The organism is Microcoleus sp. FACHB-672 (assembly GCF_014695725.1).
Classification (GTDB): Bacteria; Cyanobacteriota; Cyanobacteriia; order Cyanobacteriales; family Oscillatoriaceae; genus FACHB-68.
Genome location: NZ_JACJOU010000033.1, coordinates 476,997 through 496,811 on the forward strand (window position 1 = coordinate 476,997; position 19,815 = coordinate 496,811).

Annotated in this window: 15 protein-coding genes; 12 read left to right on the forward strand and 3 right to left on the reverse strand. The window is 48.7% G+C overall.

The genetic code is table 11. The annotated features are described in order from the left end of the window. The first annotated feature begins 595 nt into the window (after window positions 1-595). The 3 genes from H6F56_RS25120 (at window position 596) to mrdA (ending at window position 5,059) form a co-directional block, all read left to right on the forward strand. Window positions 596-1,555 carry a GNAT family N-acetyltransferase gene (locus tag H6F56_RS25120; RefSeq protein ID WP_190674623.1) on the forward strand — a complete coding sequence of 320 codons (960 nt, stop codon included), beginning with the start codon at window positions 596-598 and terminating at the stop codon, window positions 1,553-1,555. 663 nt (window positions 1,556-2,218) lie between these two features. After that, window positions 2,219-3,037 carry a bifunctional hydroxymethylpyrimidine kinase/phosphomethylpyrimidine kinase gene (thiD, locus tag H6F56_RS25125; protein WP_190674626.1) on the forward strand — a complete coding sequence of 273 codons (819 nt, stop codon included), beginning with the start codon at window positions 2,219-2,221 and terminating at the stop codon, window positions 3,035-3,037. Window positions 3,038-3,208: 171 nt separating this feature from the next. Then, on the forward strand, window positions 3,209-5,059 hold the full coding sequence (gene mrdA / locus H6F56_RS25130; RefSeq protein ID WP_190674629.1) for a penicillin-binding protein 2: 1,851 nt from the start codon (window positions 3,209-3,211) through the stop codon (window positions 5,057-5,059). A gap of 410 nt (window positions 5,060-5,469) precedes the next feature. On the opposite strand, the gene H6F56_RS25135 is transcribed toward mrdA, so the two are convergent. From H6F56_RS25135 to H6F56_RS25145, 3 genes are all read right to left on the reverse strand, one after another. Next, window positions 5,470-6,612, reverse strand: coding sequence for an IS4 family transposase (locus tag H6F56_RS25135; RefSeq protein WP_199313242.1), 1,143 nt, complete (start codon window positions 6,610-6,612; stop codon window positions 5,470-5,472). 246 nt (window positions 6,613-6,858) lie between these two features. Beyond that, the gene (locus tag H6F56_RS25140) at window positions 6,859-7,566 is read right to left on the reverse strand and encodes an alternative oxidase (RefSeq protein WP_190674632.1); all 708 of its coding nucleotides are present in this window, start codon (window positions 7,564-7,566) and stop codon (window positions 6,859-6,861) included. 383 nt (window positions 7,567-7,949) lie between these two features. Continuing rightward, entirely contained in the window at window positions 7,950-9,671 is a 1,722-nt protein-coding gene (locus H6F56_RS25145) for a DUF3352 domain-containing protein (protein ID WP_190674634.1), read from the reverse strand. 286 nt (window positions 9,672-9,957) lie between these two features. Between H6F56_RS25145 and H6F56_RS25150 the strand changes: the two genes are divergently transcribed. The 9 genes from H6F56_RS25150 (at window position 9,958) to H6F56_RS27155 (ending at window position 19,799) form a co-directional block, all read left to right on the forward strand. Then, window positions 9,958-10,251 (forward strand): hypothetical protein, encoded by a 294-nt coding sequence (locus tag H6F56_RS25150; protein WP_242032158.1) that lies wholly within the window; start codon window positions 9,958-9,960, stop codon window positions 10,249-10,251. Between the two features lie 130 nt (window positions 10,252-10,381). Next, entirely contained in the window at window positions 10,382-12,931 is a 2,550-nt protein-coding gene (locus H6F56_RS25155) for a response regulator (RefSeq protein WP_242032159.1), read from the forward strand. Between the two features lie 26 nt (window positions 12,932-12,957). Further along, entirely contained in the window at window positions 12,958-13,893 is a 936-nt protein-coding gene (locus H6F56_RS25160) for a glycosyltransferase family 2 protein (protein WP_190674639.1), read from the forward strand. Window positions 13,894-14,119: 226 nt separating this feature from the next. Next, window positions 14,120-14,917: a 30S ribosomal protein S2 gene (rpsB, locus tag H6F56_RS25165; RefSeq protein ID WP_190674642.1), complete on the forward strand. Its 798-nt coding sequence runs from the start codon at window positions 14,120-14,122 to the stop codon at window positions 14,915-14,917. Window positions 14,918-15,016: 99 nt separating this feature from the next. After that, on the forward strand, window positions 15,017-15,676 hold the full coding sequence (tsf, locus tag H6F56_RS25170; protein ID WP_190674645.1) for a translation elongation factor Ts: 660 nt from the start codon (window positions 15,017-15,019) through the stop codon (window positions 15,674-15,676). 76 nt (window positions 15,677-15,752) lie between these two features. Next, window positions 15,753-16,712, forward strand: a complete 960-nt coding sequence (locus tag H6F56_RS25175) for a hypothetical protein (protein WP_190674650.1) — start codon at window positions 15,753-15,755, stop codon at window positions 16,710-16,712. A 141-nt stretch (window positions 16,713-16,853) separates the two neighbouring features. Continuing rightward, entirely contained in the window at window positions 16,854-19,355 is a 2,502-nt protein-coding gene (gene recG, locus H6F56_RS25180) for an ATP-dependent DNA helicase RecG (RefSeq protein WP_190674654.1), read from the forward strand. Next, window positions 19,352-19,552, forward strand: a complete 201-nt coding sequence (locus tag H6F56_RS27150; protein WP_309236635.1) for a hypothetical protein — start codon at window positions 19,352-19,354, stop codon at window positions 19,550-19,552. Before recG ends, H6F56_RS27150 begins: the two co-directional genes overlap by 4 nt. Further along, on the forward strand, window positions 19,509-19,799 hold the full coding sequence (locus tag H6F56_RS27155; protein ID WP_309236636.1) for a hypothetical protein: 291 nt from the start codon (window positions 19,509-19,511) through the stop codon (window positions 19,797-19,799). The genes H6F56_RS27150 and H6F56_RS27155 overlap by 44 nt, the downstream gene beginning before the upstream one ends. Window positions 19,800-19,815: the final 16 nt, after the last annotated feature.

Sequence of the window (19,815 nt, forward strand, 5' to 3'; positions counted from 1 at the left end):
CAAACATACCGACGCTTATTAATAATCTTGTCAGCAGATAGTGGATAGCGGGATAGTTTCTCCCTGCTTCCCTTGTGCTGTGACTTCATGATTGGAGCCACAGCCGGTGTTCCCCATTTCTCTACCAGGGGATCGCTCTGCTGTAGCCTTTTTTAAACTTAACTCCCAAAGATATTAGCCAAACCGAAAAAGCCAAAAGCCTGTAAGCCTTAGCATTTATCAAGCTTGCTAATGGCTCATAGATAAACCTCTTGCAAAGATCTAAAAAGCCTACATTAAGCGCATCCAACCGTTAACATTATCTGCGGTTATCTGCGTTTAAAAGACAAAAAAACAACCTTTGCAAGAAGTTTAACCTTTAATTCTTGCGTGAGTTTCGCATAACTCAAAAAATTGAGAAGCGGCTGCACGCTGGACTTTGGCTTTTTTCTACCCGCTTCCACAAGAATGCCGGCATTTGCTAATACTCTGCGAAGTTACTCAGAAAATGTGTCGGCTAGATCGGGGAATTATTTGGGAATTCAGACAAATTTTTGTAGACGGTTTCTAAACAAATTGAAAGCCAACAATCCGTTACAACCGGATCACAATTTTTATGACAGTTCTAATCAGACGCCCCTACTTGGGCAAAACCGATCTCAAAGCGATTACTGAGTTAGTTAATAGCTGTGAAACAGTTGGTCAACTAGATAAAGATACCTCCATTGCCCACTTACCACTGCAACTCGATGAACCCTCATTTGATAAAGCGCGGGATCTGCGTTTGTGGGAAGACGACACCGGCACACTGATGGGGTTTGGACAGATATCAATGCCGGAAGCAAAAGAAGCCATCGATGGCTACCTCTATTTTTACGTTCACCCCAAGGCACACGAAGATCGTCTAGAAACGGATATTATCCGTTGGAGTGAGAGGCGAATGTTGGAAGTGACAAAAGAGCGAAGACTGCCGGCAAAGTTGCGAAGCAGCAGCCGCGATGACATCACAGATCGGATCGCAGTCCTAGAACAGCACCAGTTTAAGGTTGATCGCCACTTCTTAACAATGACGTGCCGGCTAGATCGGGCCATTCCAGCACCGCAATTATCCGCCGGTTTCACCCTGCGTCCCCTAGGCGGTGACAGAGATATGGAAGCATGGGTGGAGTGTTTCAATGACTCATTTATTGATCACTGGAACCACCACGACTTAACGGTGGCAACGCTGAAGCATTGGTTGAGCGATCCCCACTACCGGGCAGATTTAAATTTGATTACTTTAGCACCAGATGGTAAGCTGGCTGCCTTTTGCTATGCCGGCATTAGTCCAGAAGAGAATAGCGAAAGCGGACGTAACGAAGGCTGGATTCATTGGTTGGGTACGGGGCCCAGCTTCCGCAAGTTGGGGTTGGGAAGGGCGCTGTTACTAGCGGCAATGCATCAGTTAAAAGCTGCCGGTGTGGGTACAGTGAAACTGGCAGTTGATGCGGATAGCATGACAGGTGCAAGGCGGCTTTATGACTCGGTGGGATTTGAGCCGGTTCAAACGTGGCTATCTTATGTGAAGCCGGTGTAACCGTTGGACGTTGTAATTTAATGTCGGCAGGGCGGTTTGTGTCGCTTGCAGACCGCCTGCCGGTGGTAAATGAAAGTCAAGGCAATTTGATATTTTGCGGAGTCATAATGGGCTGCTTTTATCCAGCTCAGTAACCTTTTTTTACCGCCTTTCGGTCTTACTTGAAAATATTTTAAGAATTTTTTTTATAAAAATTGATTTTTATACGCGTTTATTTTATGCTTTCTTGTTCTAGTTTCATATCCTCCAATTTAGCTTGGAGCTTGAAACTTTCATAAAAAAGATGAAGAATCATCAGCCTAGGCTTCGGCGATGGCAACTGGCGAAGAAAGAGAGCAATTCGGCCTTGGCTTTCATTTAATCCAATTGCACGACTTTTAAATTTTGGCAATCATTTTTACATAAAAGTATTAAAGATTACAAAAATATTTCTCTGCGAAAAATATAGGAGATAGAAGCGAGCCGATTTTGAGGACTGTCTAATTGCTTGATATCATAAGTAAAATTTATATGGAAATTTAGAAAGACTAATATAACATAAATAAAGAATTAGACGAAGTCTCAGTACACTGAAGTGGATGTTCAATCAATCATGTCAGATTTAGCGATAGCGGCTGACACAGCGAGAGAAACTGTCGGCAATCCAATGAAACACTTCTGGGTATGACAGATGCAACCAGAGCAAACGTGCCAGTTGCTTTAACGATTGCGGGTTCAGATAGCGGCGGCGGTGCCGGCATTCAAGCAGATATCCGAACATTTGCCTTTCACTGCGTCCACGGCAGCAGTGTCATCACCTGTGTGACAGCCCAGAACACTTTAGGCGTGACACGAGTGGACGCTCTATCACCGCAGGCAGTCGTTGCCCAGATAGAGGCAGTTGTCAAAGATATGGAAGTGCGAGCAACTAAAACAGGGATGTTGCTCAACCAGGAAATTATTGCAGCCGTGGCAGAGCAAGTAGAGATTTGGGGTTTAACTAACTTGGTCGTCGATCCCGTTATGGTTTCGCGCACCGGCGCTCAGCTTATTGATGATGATGCCGTCGCCACTCTGCGGGAGAGGCTGATCCCCAAGGCTGCGATAGTTACGCCGAATCGGTACGAAGCCCAACTGTTAAGCGGATTAGAGATTCATACCCTAGAGGATATGCAAACTGCCGCCCAGCGCATCTACAATCTCGGGCCGGCAGCCGTCGTAGTCAAAGGCGGAGGAATGAGCAATCATCTGCGTGGTGTCGATGTTTGGTTTGACGGGGAAACATTAAAAACCGTAACAACGGTAACAGTGGATACACCCAACACCCACGGCACCGGCTGCACACTCTCAGCAGCGATCGCAGCCAATTTGGCATTGGGGCACACCTCCCCAACCGCACTCAAACTGGCAAAAGATTACGTCACCGAGGCTTTGAAACACGCCTTATCAATCGGTCATGGCACCGGGCCGGTGGGGCACTTTTTTCCACTTTTACCGCTTTAAGGCTAAGCCGGTAAGGGTGAATTATCCCCAATGAAAAGCACAATGAGCCGGCATGATTAAATCCGGGTTTATATCAGTTGTCAACCATTAACGATCAGTGGTAAATAACAACTGATTGCTGACGGTGACAACGAACATCTGGCAAAAATATTCAGCATACTGAGCAGGGGAATGTATCAAAAACAACAGATTGAATCAGGCAGTATTACAAGCCCTGTCCGGGATGCGCTAAAGATCGCTAGCGGACTTTTTTTTGACACGGGAGAGCGCGGATTTAGCACAAGCCTGCTGCGCGAAGCAGAGCGCCGGCGTCACCGAACCCATCAGGGAATTTTAATGATGCTGCTCGTAAGTTTCCTGATGGGCGGATGCGTTGTTCGTCTGGCGCATCTGCAACTTATACAAGGCCAACAGAACCGGCAAAAAGCCGAAGGCAACCGCCTTCGGCTAGTACCGATCCGCTCTGAACGCGGCAATATACTCGACAGAAAAGGCAAACTGTTAGCAGCAAACCGGCTATCTCGTGCCGTGTACTTGTGGCCCAAGGAACAACTAGCAACCCAATGGACTCAGACAGCGCACCAGCTGAGTCCTCTGCTGAATATTCCCGCCGCGCAGATCCTGCAAAAATTACAGAAAGCCGGTTTTAAATCGACGATGCCGGTGCGGATTAGCCGGAATATCAACCAAAATGCTTTCGTGGCGCTGGCAGAACGAGCCACAGAATTTCGGGGGGTCGAGATTCGTCCTGAATCTAGCCGCTACTATCCCACAGTCGAGCTAGCCGGTCACGTCCTCGGATACATCGGGGAAGCCAGCGAAGACGACTTGGAAGCCAACCCAGACTATCCGATGGGGATGCTCGTTGGCAAAATGGGAATCGAACGCTTGGTTAACTCGAAGTTGAGTGGAGTTTGGGGTAGCCGTCTAATCGAGGTGGATGCTAGCGGTGAGGAATTGCGCGAGACCGGGGTGGAAAATCCCGTCGCTGGAGAGCCGCTACAGTTAACCCTAGACCTAGAACTCCAAAAAACCGCTGAAAAAGCCCTCGGCCAACGTCGAGGCGCTGTCGTTGTACTGGATGTCAAAACCGGCGCTGTTTTAGCAATGGCCAGTGGGCCAAGCTTTGATCCCAACCTGTTCACCCGTCAGGTAAGCGATGCTGAATGGGATGAACTTCAAAGCAAAGATAATCCCTTCCTAAATCGAGCGCTTCAAGGTTACCCCCCCGGCAGCACCTTTAAAATTGTCACCGCAGCCGCCGGCATGGAGTCAGGCAAGTTCAGTCCCGACTCATACGTGTCAACTGCCGATTCTATAACCATTGGTGGCATCTCGTTCCACGAATATAAGGGCGGTTTTGGCGTGATCGGTTTTGAAGACGCTTTTGCCTACAGCAGCAACACCTTTTTCTATCAAGTTGGCATAGAAGCCGGCCCGGAAGAGATTGCGAAATGGGGAAAGCGGCTGGGGATCGGTGAGACAACCGATTTAAACCTTTTGGGACTTGAAGGCGGCAATCACGGTTCTCTACCGACGCCGGCAGAGAAAGAGCAGCTTTTTGGTGAACCTTGGTATGCCGGTGATACCGTCAGTATGTCCATTGGCCAAGGCTTAGTTCTGACGACGCCTTTAGAAATGGCCGTGATGGTGGCGACAATTGCCAACGGTGGCAAGCGCGTCAAACCCCATCTGCTGGCTTCTCAAACCAACACAGCCGAGACCAAGCCTGAGCCAACCGGCCTAAAACCTGAAACCATTGAAGCCATTCGCAAAGGACTGGTTGCAGTTGTGCAAAAAGGCACCGGCCAGCAACTCAATGATGGTTCGATTCCCCTCACGGGCGGTAAAACCGGCACGGCTGAAGTCCCCGGACAGGAAGACAACGCCAATTATGTTGCCTTTGGGCCGGCAGAAAATCCAGAAATTGCGATTGCCGTTGTCGTGGAAAATGGCGGCTACGGTGGGGTTGCTGCTGCTCCTATCGCCCACGACATTTTCAAAACTTACTTTAAAAAGTAAAGGGTGCAGCGTAACTAGGTGCTAGTAGAAGAGTGTTATTAATCCTGATTTCTGTAGGGGTGGTGCCCTTGTGCCTACCCCCTCTTCTAATCAGTGGGCTTCTTGCAAAAGTCTTTTTTTAACCATAGATAAACACAGATGGGTCAACGGCTGGTGTTTAAGGCAAATTTCCAATTTGAGATTTTTGCAAGAGTTTAAGTATTTGCAAAATGGGCAAAATTCAAACGAAACTCAAAAAAGTTCTTAAATAGGGATTTAGCATAAGAGGTAAAAATTTAAAAATGAGTGACTATACTTTTCTTTTAATATAGCAATCCTCTCTGATTGGTTAATGAGCATCACCCTGAAATAGTGCAAGCATCTTGCCCGCTATAAATCTTACTATTTAGGCTGAAGGGGTAACAAGAGAGCTACAAGATAGAGCTGATAATGGTTTGCGTCCTTATACCTCGCTGATAAAATCGGCGTTTATGGGGAGACAAATTGGTTAATTCTGCGGCATCTTGCTGATGTTGTTCCAAGTTTTTTACCCAGTTTCCTCCATCTAACCCAACACCAAATGTACTGCGTCTTCGATAGATTCTCCCGGATTCTTTGGGACGACAGACATATTTTTGTCCTTGATGTCTGTTGATTTCACCTCCTCGCAGGGTTGACTCTAAATAAGCCAGAGACATCACCAAAATCATTGCGTTTAATCGCTTTCCTCTTAATCCAGTGCTTTCTAATCTATAACCCCCACTTTTACAGTCTCGGAACATCTCTTCAATACCCATTCTTCTTTTATAAGCGGCAATGGCAACCGTTAAACTTTCCAAATTCGTTAAGATAAACCAAGGGCCTTTTGTGGTCAGAACCCGGTAGTTTCTTTTCCATTTAGCTGCCAGGGCAAATCCTGAAACTGGCCCGGTTTTCCGGATTCTCCTGCCTTGATAGTAGACACAGACTCCCGGTTTAATTCCTAACTCATCCAATCGCTGCCAAATTTGATTTTCGACTTCCACACAGGTATTCTTTTTCAATCTTAAACAAAATCCGATATTCCTTGCCTGGAGCCATCTGGCTAAATCTAGAGAACAAAACTCTCGGTCTCCTAGCACAACTATTTGATAGTCCTTGAATCTTGATAAGACTGAGGAGAGTACGCTTTCTTGTTCCTCAAAGTTACTATTGCCTAAGTGCGGCAGTAATCTCCATGCTAAGGGAATGGCTCTTTTTGACCAAATCACGCTCACCATTAGCAAGTTGATATTTTTCCACTGGCTGCGGTCAATTGCTAGGTATAACTTCTGTTTCGACTTTTTTGGCACCGAGTTCAAGAGCCAATCACTAATGATAGGCCACAATAAGCTACTAATCGTTAAGCCCGGTAAATCTAAGAATCTTTGTATCTTTCTGCGTCTTCCTTCACAAGTTATCCACAGCGGAAACACTCTCGCTATGGTTTCTAGTCTGACTTGTTTTTGAGCTTGAATGATATTGATTAGAATCAGCAACATCAGGAACTGGGCGCGGCCCAGTTGCTTCTCGAGATGCTCGTGATAAAATTGCATTAGTATTTTTTGATGTTTGGGTTTGCTTGTCACTATAGCCGACCCACCTTTTTTTTGTTTACCTAGCTCTCATCCTTTCTCTGTCAAGGTTTCAGCTTCCTTGTTACCCCCCCAGCTATTTAGGATGCCTATTTTAAATAAAAATGAAGGGTGAAAAGATCATCTCTTCACCCTTTATTCTTCACTTATTCCTAAAGCCTGAAAATCCAAATTTTTCTGCTCTTCACGCTTCAAAATACATTTCTCTTAGTTCACCAGCTCAGTTACTTTCTCCTCAACCGGCGGCAGCACAACCTCTGCACGGGCGGGAACCAATGAATGAGGGCTTTGGAACGTATTCTGAGCCTCTGGATGCTGGCAAGCCACCATTGTCTTGACGTGTTCCGCTTCATCATCGCGGATGTTAACGAACACATCATAAAGATTATCTACTTTCGGACGCCGTAACTCAGCCACGCTGCAGCTTTGGAACTCATCAAACATATAGAGATCGCCGTCGCGGTAGTAACTGACTGCAACCTGCGGTGCCGGTTGAGCTTTCAGCATCGCTTCGTTTGTTTTCAAGAATTCATCATAAGTGTGATAAGCGTGCCCTTCTACAAGCTCCATGAAGTGATAGGCAGCGCGAGGACTGACCATATAAAGCGCGACAACCACCCAGTAGTAAACAAGCGCCGCACTCCCAGCCAGAAGCCGATCTGTCCACCGGCTGTTACCTCCCAAAGATTCCATGATCAATAGGTGGTGCAGTTCATTCCAAGATTCGGCAAAATGCACCTTCAGCCAATCAGCTTTCCGCCACCAACCCAGGCTTTCGTAAAGGTGGAGAACCGACATATAAGCAAAGTAGGGAACGCGTGCGACTGTTTCCAGCACGTAAAAACGCGGATAAGGCCGGTCACGGTAGAGAACGTTGATGACAAATACTAAGACACCAACTAAGAGTCGAATCATAAAATTCTCCCAAAGGAGTAGGGCGATTCGCTGAAATTTCAGCCGAGAGAGTATTGCTTTTTTTTGCCTCTCCTGTGTTGATCGTAATCAGCTATTTAAAAAATGTGCTTAAGTAATAATACTTAAAAACCCCCGATTCAAGATTGCTAACTTTCTCGCTATAGCGCAAAGTTAGAACTCACAGCCGGTTCAGACAATCGTGAAAAAAAAGTGAAGATCGAGCCGGCAGCAAAAATTTCAGGAAAGCCGATAAAAAAGAGAAAAAAAGGGTTTTGAAGTCAAATTCACTTCAAAACCCATCAGCCGCAGCCATTATTTGCTGCTCAATCCGCTTTTAAGCAAAGATTTAGCATTTCTCCCGCCGGGACGCGAGGATAATAACTTCAGCCTCCCAGCTTGATAAACACATCACCTAGGCGAACACCGGCTTCGCCACCTGTACTGCTAGCACTGAGTGAGCGCAAATGCTGAAACACAGGTCTCGCTGCTAATTCCACCAGCCTGAGCAAGGGCAACTGCCGCTCGACAATGAACCGAGAAGCCGGCCAGTCAAGATAGACATAGCCGTAATTTGGTTGGGGTAGCGGCGCAATTCCTTGCTTGAAGGTGGAACTGGTCAGTAAAGAACCGCCCTGAGCAGCCTTGAGTGCTTCATCCATCGCCTCAAGGTTGGAGGCAAAAATTTCGTACTGACCCGCCGAGGCGTGTACGCCTCGCACCTGGGCTTTCAGTGTCAGAGGGCCGGCATTCGAGCCATCAGTTGAGGCCGTGCTCAGTTTAGTCCAAGCAGAAATTGATTGATTCTCCAGCATCACAGAGCCAATGCTAAATCCTTGCTGCTTCGCAACGTCATCTAGATGCTCAATGCTTGGGGAAGAATCTGCCGATTTTTCTGCCACAAAAATCCAATCACCCTGAGCGTTAGGATTGACAGCATCCGGGGACCGGGGCAACAGCGCCAAAGCGTATTCGCCTTGCACCCAACTGAAAATATCCTGCGGCAAATCAATGCCCCAGCGATTGCCCAGTAGGTTCAGCGGTTGCTCAATTAAATCCAGCAGTGGATCATCGCTTGATAAACCCTCAGAAATCTGAGTCCAGAGTTGGCGCAGATCGCTGCCGGCAACGAGTGCCCCCACCGACGCCGGAATATAGCGCAATGCCTCAACCGGCTTTTGCAAAGACGGTGCTGCCGGTGCCTGCTGGGGATCTTTGAGCAGTAAAGCAGCCTGTGCCAATAAACCTTGGCGGTTCAATCCGAGAGCAATAGCCACCGTCTCATTCGAGACCTGTGCGCTGTTAGACTCAGAACCCAGCACCGCTAGTTCAGGGCTTTTTAACGCAGCCAGTTGGGGCAAATTAAAGAACGTCAAGCCAATTCGAGGCTGGGTAAGACGTTCTAAAGCTCGTTGGTAAGAACTGGAACTGCTCAGATTTAAATCCGGTGCTAGAACGTTATTAATCGCATCGCGCAGCACCTTCGGATGGTTGGCAAACAAGACAAATTGATCGGCGACCACTGCACTGGCAACTGCGCCAATGCCACCTTGTTCAGACTTAGCGCGATTATTGTAAATCAGCGTTGTGCCTTCATAAGGTTCAAAGACTAAATCAGTGCCGGCGCTGGCTTTAGAACCCCAAAACAGCTGTAAAAATTCCCGGCTGCGTTCTGGATCTTTCGTGGCAAGCGCCAGGAGATATCCCGGCACAGAGCCATTTTGGGAATTGCGATCAATATCAATCGTGGTAACAGCCAGGGTGATTTCATCCCCCAGCCAGGGTTGGACATCTTGCTCGTAGGTTAAACCCGTATTGGCGAGTAAACTATCTTTGAACTGGGCGAGTTCAGCACGCGTTTGCCTGCGCTGTGCCGGCGGTGCGGCCAATTGCCCAAAGGCATCGAGCTGTTCTGGATTAACCAGCAAGGACACCATCACAGGTGCCTGGGAGGGCACAAACATCGCAGCAGCCGGTGCAGTTGCCGCACCCCCGCGAAAAAGAGCCAGTGGACTGTTGCTAATCAACCAGTAAAAACCGCCGGCACTGATTAGTAGCAGCACCAGTACGAAGGCTGCCAAGACAGAAAAAAATGAGCGTTGCTTCATGTTGAGATATGTGCTTTGTCAGTTGTCAGTTGTGTGGCTGGTGGGTGCGCGTTGACCGACTGATTGTCTGCTAAGTAGGGGCAAAGGGTTGTTTGCCCGCACTTCTCGCACCCGCCCGTACCGCTGTCAGCCCCCAGATGTCAGTTCCCTTTTGCGCCACAAACGACTGACCTCTGACGGCTGATCCCCAGCCGAGAATGCTTAACCTGAGCGGTTCAAAAAGCGCTTTTATACTATTGTCTCAACCTTGAGGCGGTATGCTAAGAGCATACGCTACGCGACCGCGATGCCCCAATCCAAATTGGATGAACCAGAAACCCCCCCCTTAGCAGACGAGCCTGAATCGAGTTCGGTCTTGAATTTTGAACAGTGGATTGAAGCGCTTAAAAGCTCAGATCGGTTGTTCTATAACATGATGGCCATCGAAGTCTGGTCAATTGCTAAAACGATGGATACGTTATTTCCTGGTTTTTGGAATCGCTTTATGACCAATCGTCGCTTTGCCCTCCAAGAGTTTATAAAACAAAAAAAAGCCGCTCAATCTCAAGAGGTGCCCTCGCCACCAAATGGGGAACCCTAAGTAAATAAGCCGGCAGTGTCTGACCAAAGCTGGTGAAGCTGCACAAATTGTTTAACAATTATTTTTGATTTGTGCGCCTAGCTGCCGCGCCACCCCCCAAAGCAGAGTTAAGATGGGCTAAGAGCGATCCTTGCTGCCCGCAGCCCGAACTGACTCGGCTGGGAGACAAACCACTCTCAAGATTTTAGGCGGTCTTCCCACGATGAAGATTTTACTGGTAGAGGATGATGAACATCTTGCTCTCGTGTTGGAGGCAGTCCTCACAGAACAACATCACACGGTTGATGTGGCTAGGGATGGCCAAACTGGTTGGGCTTTAGCAGAAACGTTTACTTATGACTTGGTCTTGCTAGATGTGATGCTGCCCAATCTTGATGGCATTAGTCTATGCCGGCGTCTGCGATCTGCAAAGAAGAGTATGCCGATTCTGCTGCTGACGGCGAAGCATACCAGTGATGATAAGGTCATGGGATTTGATGCCGGCGCTGATGACTATGTTGTCAAGCCTTTTGACCCTCAAGAATTGGTCGCTCGCATTCGAGCATTACTGCGCCGGGGAAGTTCTCCCTTGCCCCTGGTACTGGAGTGGGGTTCACTCCACCTCGATCCCAGCACTTGTGAGGTCAAATATGAAGAGCAAATCCTGCATCTGACACCGAAGGAGTACGGACTGTTAGAACTGTTCTTGCGAAACAGCACGCGTGTTTTTAGTCGCAGTGCTATTTTAGAACAGTTGTGGTCGTTTGAAGAACCCCCGGCAGAAGAAACGGTTAGAGCGCACATCAAAGGTTTGCGGCAGAAACTCAAAGGAGCCGGTGTGCCCACTGATTTGATCGAGACGGTTTATGGGTTGGGCTATCGCCTCAAGCCCCTCAATACTGCGCGCAGTGAAGATTCAGGCAGGTTGAATGAACATTTAAAAGTCTCCAATTCAATGGCTTCTGAGGCTTCAAACCGGCATTCAGGGCGAATGCGCGGCACTGCCACAACCATCGGGCCGGCGACGAAACAGTTAACAGTCAAAGCCGCGCCGACTCAAAGTGTCCCCTCAGCAACCCAGCAGCAAACGCAAGCGGCTGTTAATCGGCTATGGGAACAATTCAAAGGGCCAATCAAAAACCGAGTCAATGTTATAGAGGACGCAATCTTTGCGCTGGAAAAAGGCCGGCTGAGTGATGAATTGCTCAAAGACGCTGGACACGCAGCCCACAAACTCAGCGGATCGTTGGGTACTTATGGCTTTCCAGAAGGCTCCAGACTCGCCCAGAAGTTGGAACACGTATTTTCTGCCGGTTCGGTGAGTCAAGACCAAGTGCCGCAACTGTTTGAGTTGGTGAAGGCACTGCGGGCCGAACTCGAACACAAGCCACTTGATCGCACGGCTGTGCCGGCACAATTACCTTCCATCCCCCACAATGAGCCTTCCGTGCTGTTGGTGATTGAACGCGACGAGCAACTGACTGAACAGCTGGTGACAGAGATTCGGGCTTTGGGGATGCGCTCAAAAGTCGTTCCAGACTGGGCTACTGGCAGAGATGCGATTGCTAGCGAAAATCCTGATGTTGTGCTGCTTGATCTTTCCTGTGCTGAGACAGCTTCTGAAGGCTTGCAGTTGCTTAGTGAACTGACCAACCGTTCGCCATCTCTGCCGGTGCTGGTGATCACCGGCAGAGATGGATTTGCTGATCGATTGGAAGTGGCCCGCAGGGGCGGACGTGCTTTTTTGCAAAAGCCAATTTCATCGTCTCAAATCACAGATGTTGTCGTGGATGTGCTGCAGCGTTTCCACACCCACCAGTCGAAAGTGATGATCGTGGATGATGATCCTCATGTGCAGGCGGCGCTGCGAACTTTACTCAAACCTTGGGGGTTTAAACTCACGACTTTAGAAGATCCCCACCAGTTTTGGGATACTCTGGAGACTTGTATGCCCGATCTGCTGGTTCTAGATGTTGAAATGCCTCAGTTAAGCGGGATTGAACTGTGTCAGGTGGTGCGGAATGAACCACGCTGGAGTGGTCTGCCGGTGCTGTTTCTGACGGCGCACACGGATGCTGACACCGTGCATCAAGTGTTTGCTTGCGGAGGCGATGACTATGTGACGAAGCCGGTGGTAGGGCCAGAATTGGTAACTCGCATTCTCAACCGTTTAGAGCGGACTCAGCTACTGCGGAGCATGGCGGAAACTGATCCCCTAACCGGCTTGGCAAATCGGCGTAAGTCAATTCAGGATCTTAACCAGCTATTGCATCTGGCAGACAGGTACAATCAACCTCTGTGCTTTGCGATCTTAGATTTAGATCATTTTAAGCAGGTTAATGATTTGCACGGTCATGCTGCCGGGGATGCAGTGTTGCGCCGGCTAGGGGAAATGCTGTTGCGGACATTCCGCAGTGAAGATGTTGTGGCTCGTTGGGGCGGCGAAGAGTTTATTGTGGGAATGTACGGCATGACCAAAAAAGACGGGGTGGCACGGTTGGGGGAATTTTTGGCTTTATGGGGTCAAGAATTGTTTCCTGACTCGAATGGCAGTGAGTTTGCGGTGACGTTCAGTGCCGGCGCAGTGGAATATCCCCTAGAGGGGGGCGATCTGCAACTGCTTTACCGCTGTGCCGATAAAGCACTTTACCAAGCCAAAGCTGCCGGTCGTAATTGTATAATGCCGGCTACTGACAACTAAAGAACACAAAGGATAATTGACAAACCGTGTTTTTCAGCGTTGTTATTCCAACTTATAATCGCCGGCCTATTCTAGAAAAGTGCCTAAAAGCTTTGGAACGTCAGCAGCTTATTCGTAATAGCGCTGTCGCCGGCTATGAAGTGGTGGTGGTGGATGATGGTTCGAGCGATCACACCTTAGAATGGTTGGCGGAACACTCAGATGAGTTTCCCCACGTTCGCACCTTTGCTCAAAACCACCAAGGGCCGGCTGCTGCGCGGAATTTGGGGGTGGAAAAGGCTGCCGGTGACACAATTATTTTTATTGATAGCGATTTAGTTGTTACTGAAAATTTCCTGCAAGCACACGCTGACGCACTCGTGCAGGGAACTAAGGAATTTGATCGCGTCTTTACTTACGGGCGCGTTATCAATACTTGTAACTTTGATAATCCCACCTCTGAACCTTACAAACTCACCGATTTTTCAGCCGCCTATTTTGCCACCGGCAATGTCGCCATCTCCCGTCAATGGTTAGAAAAAGCCGGTTTATTTGATACCCGCTTTCAACTCTACGGATGGGAAGATTTAGAACTCGGTGTCAGACTCAAACAATTAGGATTAAAACTCATTAAATGCCCCGATGCGGTTGGCTATCACTGGCATCCTCCCTTTGCACTATCCCAGCTTCCCAACTTAATTGATAAAGAAATTCAACGAGGTCGTATGGGAGTTCTGTTCTATGAGAAACACCCCACCTGGGAAGTGCGAATGATGATTCAAATGACGGGGATACACCGAATCCTTTGGGGAATTCTTTCCCTCGGCGGCACCCTCAACGAACGCACTATGGCACCTTTTTTGCAATGGTTAATTGATCAAGGCAAGCCCCAACTTGCTTTAGAAATTGCCCGAGTTTTTCTTAACTGGTATAACGTCAAGGGAGTTTATGCCGCTTATGCGGAAGCCCAGCAAAAACAATAAATGAAGACTTTTAAAATTGAATCTTTAAGATGTCTGTCAGAACCGGCTTTGATCTGACCTCACTCAATCTGCCTTCTTGTTACTCGCTAAGACTTCCCATTCACAAGTAACCCACTTGTGTTAACCTAATAAGGTTGTCTAATCTCACACATTCAGGACTTCGGGTGTTTCCTTAGGGAAATCCGCCTGGATGGAAGGTTAACCCGAATTAGGAGATCGAAAAATCATGGCAGTCGTTTCATTGGCTCAGTTATTAGAGTCAGGGGTTCACTTTGGGCATCAAACCCGCCGCTGGAATCCCAAAATGTCGCGCTATATCTTCACTGAGCGTAACGGCGTTCACATCATCGACTTAGTGCAGACCGCTCAACTGATAGAAAATGCGTATGATTATATGCGGACTTCTTCAGAGCAGGGCAAGAAAGTTCTGTTTGTGGGCACAAAGCGTCAAGCTGCCGGTATTATCGCTCAAGAAGCTTTACGCTGCGGCGCATACTTCGTTAACCAACGCTGGTTGGGGGGAATGCTCACCAACTGGACGACGATCAAAAGTCGCGTAGATCGTTTGAAAGAACTCGAACGCCTGGAAGAAACCGGCGCACTCGATCTGCGACCCAAAAAAGAAGCCTCCATGCTGCGCCGCGAACTCGGCAAATTGCAGAAATATTTGGGCGGCATCAAAAGTATGCGGAAAATTCCAGATATCGTGGTGATCGTAGACCAGAAGCGGGAATACAACGCAGTACAAGAGTGCCAGAAGTTAGATATCCCTATTGTGTCGCTGTTAGATACGAACTGCGATCCCGATGTGGTAGATATCCCGATTCCGGCCAATGACGATGCCATCCGGTCGATTAAGCTAATATTAGGCAAACTCGCTGATGCCATCTATGAAGGGCGTCATGGTGAACTCGACACCGTAGCCGAAGAAGACTACGAGGACTACGGAGATGACGAGTTCGATGATGACGAGAGCTATGAAGGCGACTCGGATACCGAAGAGGAAGAGGAAACTCAGGAATAGAGACGCTAGGTTTAGAGACTGGACTCTAGCTTCTAGTCTCTAGCCTAAGCGCCTGTATCGTGGTACTTGTTAACAGATTCAAGTAGGGATTAAGGCAAGATGGCGGAAATATCGGCGAAAATCGTCAAAGAGCTGCGTGAAAAAACCGGCGCTGGCATGATGGATTGCAAAAAAGCGCTGACAGAAAATGATGGCGACATCGCCAAAGCGAGTGAGTGGCTGCGGCAAAAAGGCATCACCTCAGCGGATAAAAAATCTGGGCGTGTGGCAGCAGAAGGACTGGTAGGCAGCTACATCCACACTGGCGGTCGAGTTGGTGTGCTGGTGGAAGTTAACTGCGAAACCGACTTTGTGGCCCGTCGCGAAGAGTTCCAAAACTTGGTACGCAATATTGCCATGCAAATTGCCGCTTGCCCGAACGTCGAGTACGTGAAGGTAGACGAGATCCCATCAGACGTGGCCGAAAAGGAAAAGGCGATTGAAATGGGTCGCGACGATTTGGGAAACAAGCCAGAAAATATCAAAGAAAAGATCGTTTTGGGCAGAATTGAGAAGCGCTTGAAAGAGATGTCTTTGATGGATCAACCCTATATTCGGGATCAAAATATCACCGTTGAAGAGTTGGTGAAGCAAGCCGTTTCGCAACTGGGTGAAAATATCCAGGTGCGTCGCTTTGTGCGGTTTGTTCTGGGTGAAGGCATCGAAAAGCAAGAGAGCAACTTTGCTGAAGAAGTGGCTGCTCAAATGGGTGGCAAATAATAAGAGTCAGGAGTCAGAATTCAGCATTCAGAAGCAATTCTGACTCCTGTATTCTATCTTTTGAATTCTGGAAGTTATGGCGAAAGCACTTGAGCAAATTGAGCGGGATATTACAGAGTTGGAGCAAGCGGTTGCAGAACTCGCACAAGAATTTTATAGTACCTATTCCAGCTATTTGACAGCCCTTGGGCAAGCTGTGCGGCAGCAGTTAATTTTAGCCAGTTATCACCTTTGCACCCAAGGACATCCGGAGACATTTCTTAAGCTTTCCTATAGCCAACGGCAACAGCTACAGCAAGACCTGCGGAAGGTCGCCGAGAAGGCTCAACAACATCTGCTTGCAGCTTTAGCTTTCCCAACAGCGAACGCAACGCCGGCACCGCCCCTGCCTACAGTTGGGCTGGCTACACTGCTCGAACCCCCAGAAACAGAGCCATTAACGCCTTTTGATCCCCTGTCTGTACAAAGTGAGCCAGAAGCGCCGGCTAACACCCCTTTAGAAACTGTCCTCACAACCGATTTAAACTTAGAACCGACAGAAATATCGGCCAACCCGACGTTCGCAGCACTCAGCAATGAACCGACCGGCCCGATCAGCAACCCGGTGCAACTGGCTAAGTGGCAAGAGAAGCTCGAAAAATCCATCATTAAAACCCTGCAAACAGCCTCTCGGCGAGCAAACCGGGTATTGCAACAGGCGGGCGTCATCTCGAAGAAATTGCCCGAACCCATTTTAGAAGCGGCGGTGAAAGCAGAAGCCGCTGAGGCCGTGGCTGGGCCACCCAACCTATTAAATTTATTGGTGGAAACCGAAAATTCTCTGGAGTCTAATTCTACGATGACTCAACTGCTAGCCATTCATCTACGCTTGTCTGAGATTGAATTTGCCGATTCAACAGTAATGGCCGGTCGTAACCAAATTCGGAAGCTTTCAGTCAAGGCAACCCAACTTGGACGCGACTATCAGAAAAAGCAACGAGAACGGGCAGTTGCAGAAGCAGAGGCGGCATGGCGATCTAGCTGGTTTGAGGAATAACGTTCAGGTAGTAAAAGCAGGTTTTGAGTGTTAATCTATTCGCAAAACCGGCCCTTACATTGATCAGTGATTCGCTCATCGCTAAAGCGCTCATCCCTAATTAAAGATTGCTCATTCCTACCCCTCACTGACTGCTGAGCCATGATCGACAACAAACCAGATTGGGTGCGATTACAAAAAGCTCTGTCAATTGAGGCAGAGAACGGCTTTAGTGACTTGGTGGGCAAACAATACCGCTTTAGCGAGTTTCTCCACCTGAGTTTCAGCCAAGCGCCGGCAGCCTTATCGCCGAATGATCGGCAACGGTGGGGAGAAATAGCCACAGCCTTTGCCGGCTATCCCGATCTGAGTGTTGAGAACAGGCAGGGTTTGATCGCAGATACCCGTGTGTTTCTACTTCAGATGCAGCGAGTTTTTCTGCGGCGAGACGCCAATCAGGAGCAGGAAAGCGAGGAGAAATCATCTTCAAGCTCAAATGTCAAGCAACCCAAAACCGCACCTTTGGCACCGGCAGCCAGCAGTTCTACATCGACTGCCTCCCTTGACCAACCGCTGACTCGCTTATCTGGAATAGGGCCAAGGAATGGGGAACGCTTAGCCAGCTTAGGTTTGTACACCGTCCGGGATCTGCTTTACTACTACCCTCGCGACCATATTGACTATGCGCGTCAGGTGAATATCCGCGACTTGGAACCGGGAGAAACGGTGACGATTGTGGCAACAATAAAGCGCAGCAATTGCTACAGCAGTCCCAAAAACAAGAAATTAACGATTCTAGAACTGGTCCTGAAAGACAGCACCGGCCAGCTTAAAATTAGCCGATTTCTTGTCGGTCGCATGAGTAATCGCGGGTGGCAAGAACAGCAAAGGCGAATGTACCCTGCCGGTGCAGTGATTGCGGCGTCGGGGTTGGTGAAAGCCAATAAATATGGCCTAACTCTGGATAAGCCAGAAATGGAAGTTTTAGACAACAGCACCGGCTCGATAGAGTCAATGAAAATCGGGCGGGTGCTGCCGGTTTATCCCCTGACGGAAGGTGTGGGGGCCGATGTCGTCAGAAAGGCCGTGCTTGCAGCGATGCCGGCAGTTAACCAGATTCAGGATGCGATGCCGGCGGGTTTGCGGGATCGCTATGGGTTGATGAAGTTGAAGGAGGCGATTTCCAACATTCACTTCCCAACCGACCGCGATATTTTGGCAGAAGCGCGACGCCGCCTGGTCTTTGATGAGTTTTTCTATCTTCAGTTGGGATTGCTGAGTCGCAGAGCTAATCAGCGCCAAGTTCAAAATAGTGCGATTCTGGCCTCTACCGGCCAGTTGATCAATGATTTCTACAAAGTATTACCGTTCAAACTCACAAACGCTCAGCAGCGAGTGGTCAATGATATCCTGAACGATTTGCAGAAACCGGAACCGATGAATCGGCTCGTGCAGGGGGATGTGGGTGCCGGTAAGACGGTGGTTGCCGTGGTGGCAATGCTGGCGGCGATTCAATCCGGCTACCAAGCAGCGCTGATGGCTCCCACGGAGGTGCTGGCAGAGCAGCATTATCGCAAGTTGGTATCGTGGTTAAATTTGCTACACCTGCCGGTGGAATTACTGACGGGTTCGACGAAAACGGCTAAGCGGCGAGAAATTCACGCGCAGTTAGAAACCGGGGAACTGCCGGTGTTAGTGGGGACTCACGCGCTGATTCAAGAAGGGGTGAATTTCCATCAACTCGGATTGATTGTGATCGATGAACAGCACCGTTTTGGAGTGCAGCAGCGGGCGAAGTTGCAGCAAAAAGGTGTGGAAGGGGTCGCTCATGTACTGACAATGACAGCGACGCCAATCCCAAGAACCCTTGCCTTGACGCTGCACGGGGATTTGGATGTAAGTCAAATTGATGAATTACCCCCAGGCCGGCAAGCGATACAGACAACAGTTTTAGCCGGCAGTGAGCGAGAAAATGCTTACGATCTGCTGCGTCGGGAAATCGTGCAAGGCCGGCAAGCCTATGTGGTGCTGCCGCTGGTGGAAGAGTCGGAAAAGCTGGATTTAAAGTCAGCCATTGAGGAGTATCAGCACTTACAGGATGTGATTTTTCCAGATGTGCCGGTGGGGTTGCTGCACGGACGTTTGAATTCGGCCCAGAAGGAAGACGCAATTGGCAAGTTTCGAGACGGTCATACAAAGATTCTCGTTTCTACTACTGTAGTGGAAGTCGGGGTAGATGTGCCCAATGCTACCGTGATGTTAATTGAAAATGCGGAGCGTTTTGGACTGTCTCAGTTGCACCAGTTGCGCGGTCGTATCGGTCGAGGTGCCCACAAATCCTTCTGTCTACTAATGGCCAATCCCAAGGCAACGGCGGATGCGAAACAGCGGTTGCAGGTATTGGAACAGTCCCAGGATGGGTTTTTTATTTCCGAGATGGATATGCGGTTGCGCGGACCCGGTCAGGTGATGGGAACGCGGCAGTCTGGGTTGCCGGATTTTGTGCTGGCTAGTTTGGTGGACGATCAGGAGATTTTGGTGCTGGCACGGGATGCGGCTGAGAAGGTGATGCAGAAGGATGCAACGCTGGATACTTGGCCCCGGTTAAAGCGGGAATTGGAGTTGCGCTATGAGCGAATGCTGGGTGGAGCGATTTGGACGTGATTGATCAAGATTGCTTGTTTAAGAAGTTATTATCCACATTTTTTGTGGAGTTTTTGGAGTTATTTTTTCCAGAGGTTATTGCTTATCTAGATATTAATTCTATAGAACCTGTAGATAAAGAGATATTTACAGATGTGAGGGCTGGGGAGCAATATGAAGCGGCATCAAAATCCGGTGGCGAGTGCGCTGATGGCTAAAAGAAATATAGCGCCGGCGGATCGTCCGAGAGTAAAAGCTGAGTGTCTGCAATTGCTGGCAACTTTACGACTAGATCGAGCGCAGATGCAATTAATTTCCGGATTTATTGACACTTATCTGCGCCTGAATGCTAAGGAGACAGAGATTTTCCGGGCTGAAATTGGTAGCATTGAACCAGAGGAACGGGAGGAAGTTATGCAAATTGTCACGAGCTGGATGGAAGAAGGAATTCAACAAGGACTTTAACAAGGAAGACAGGAAG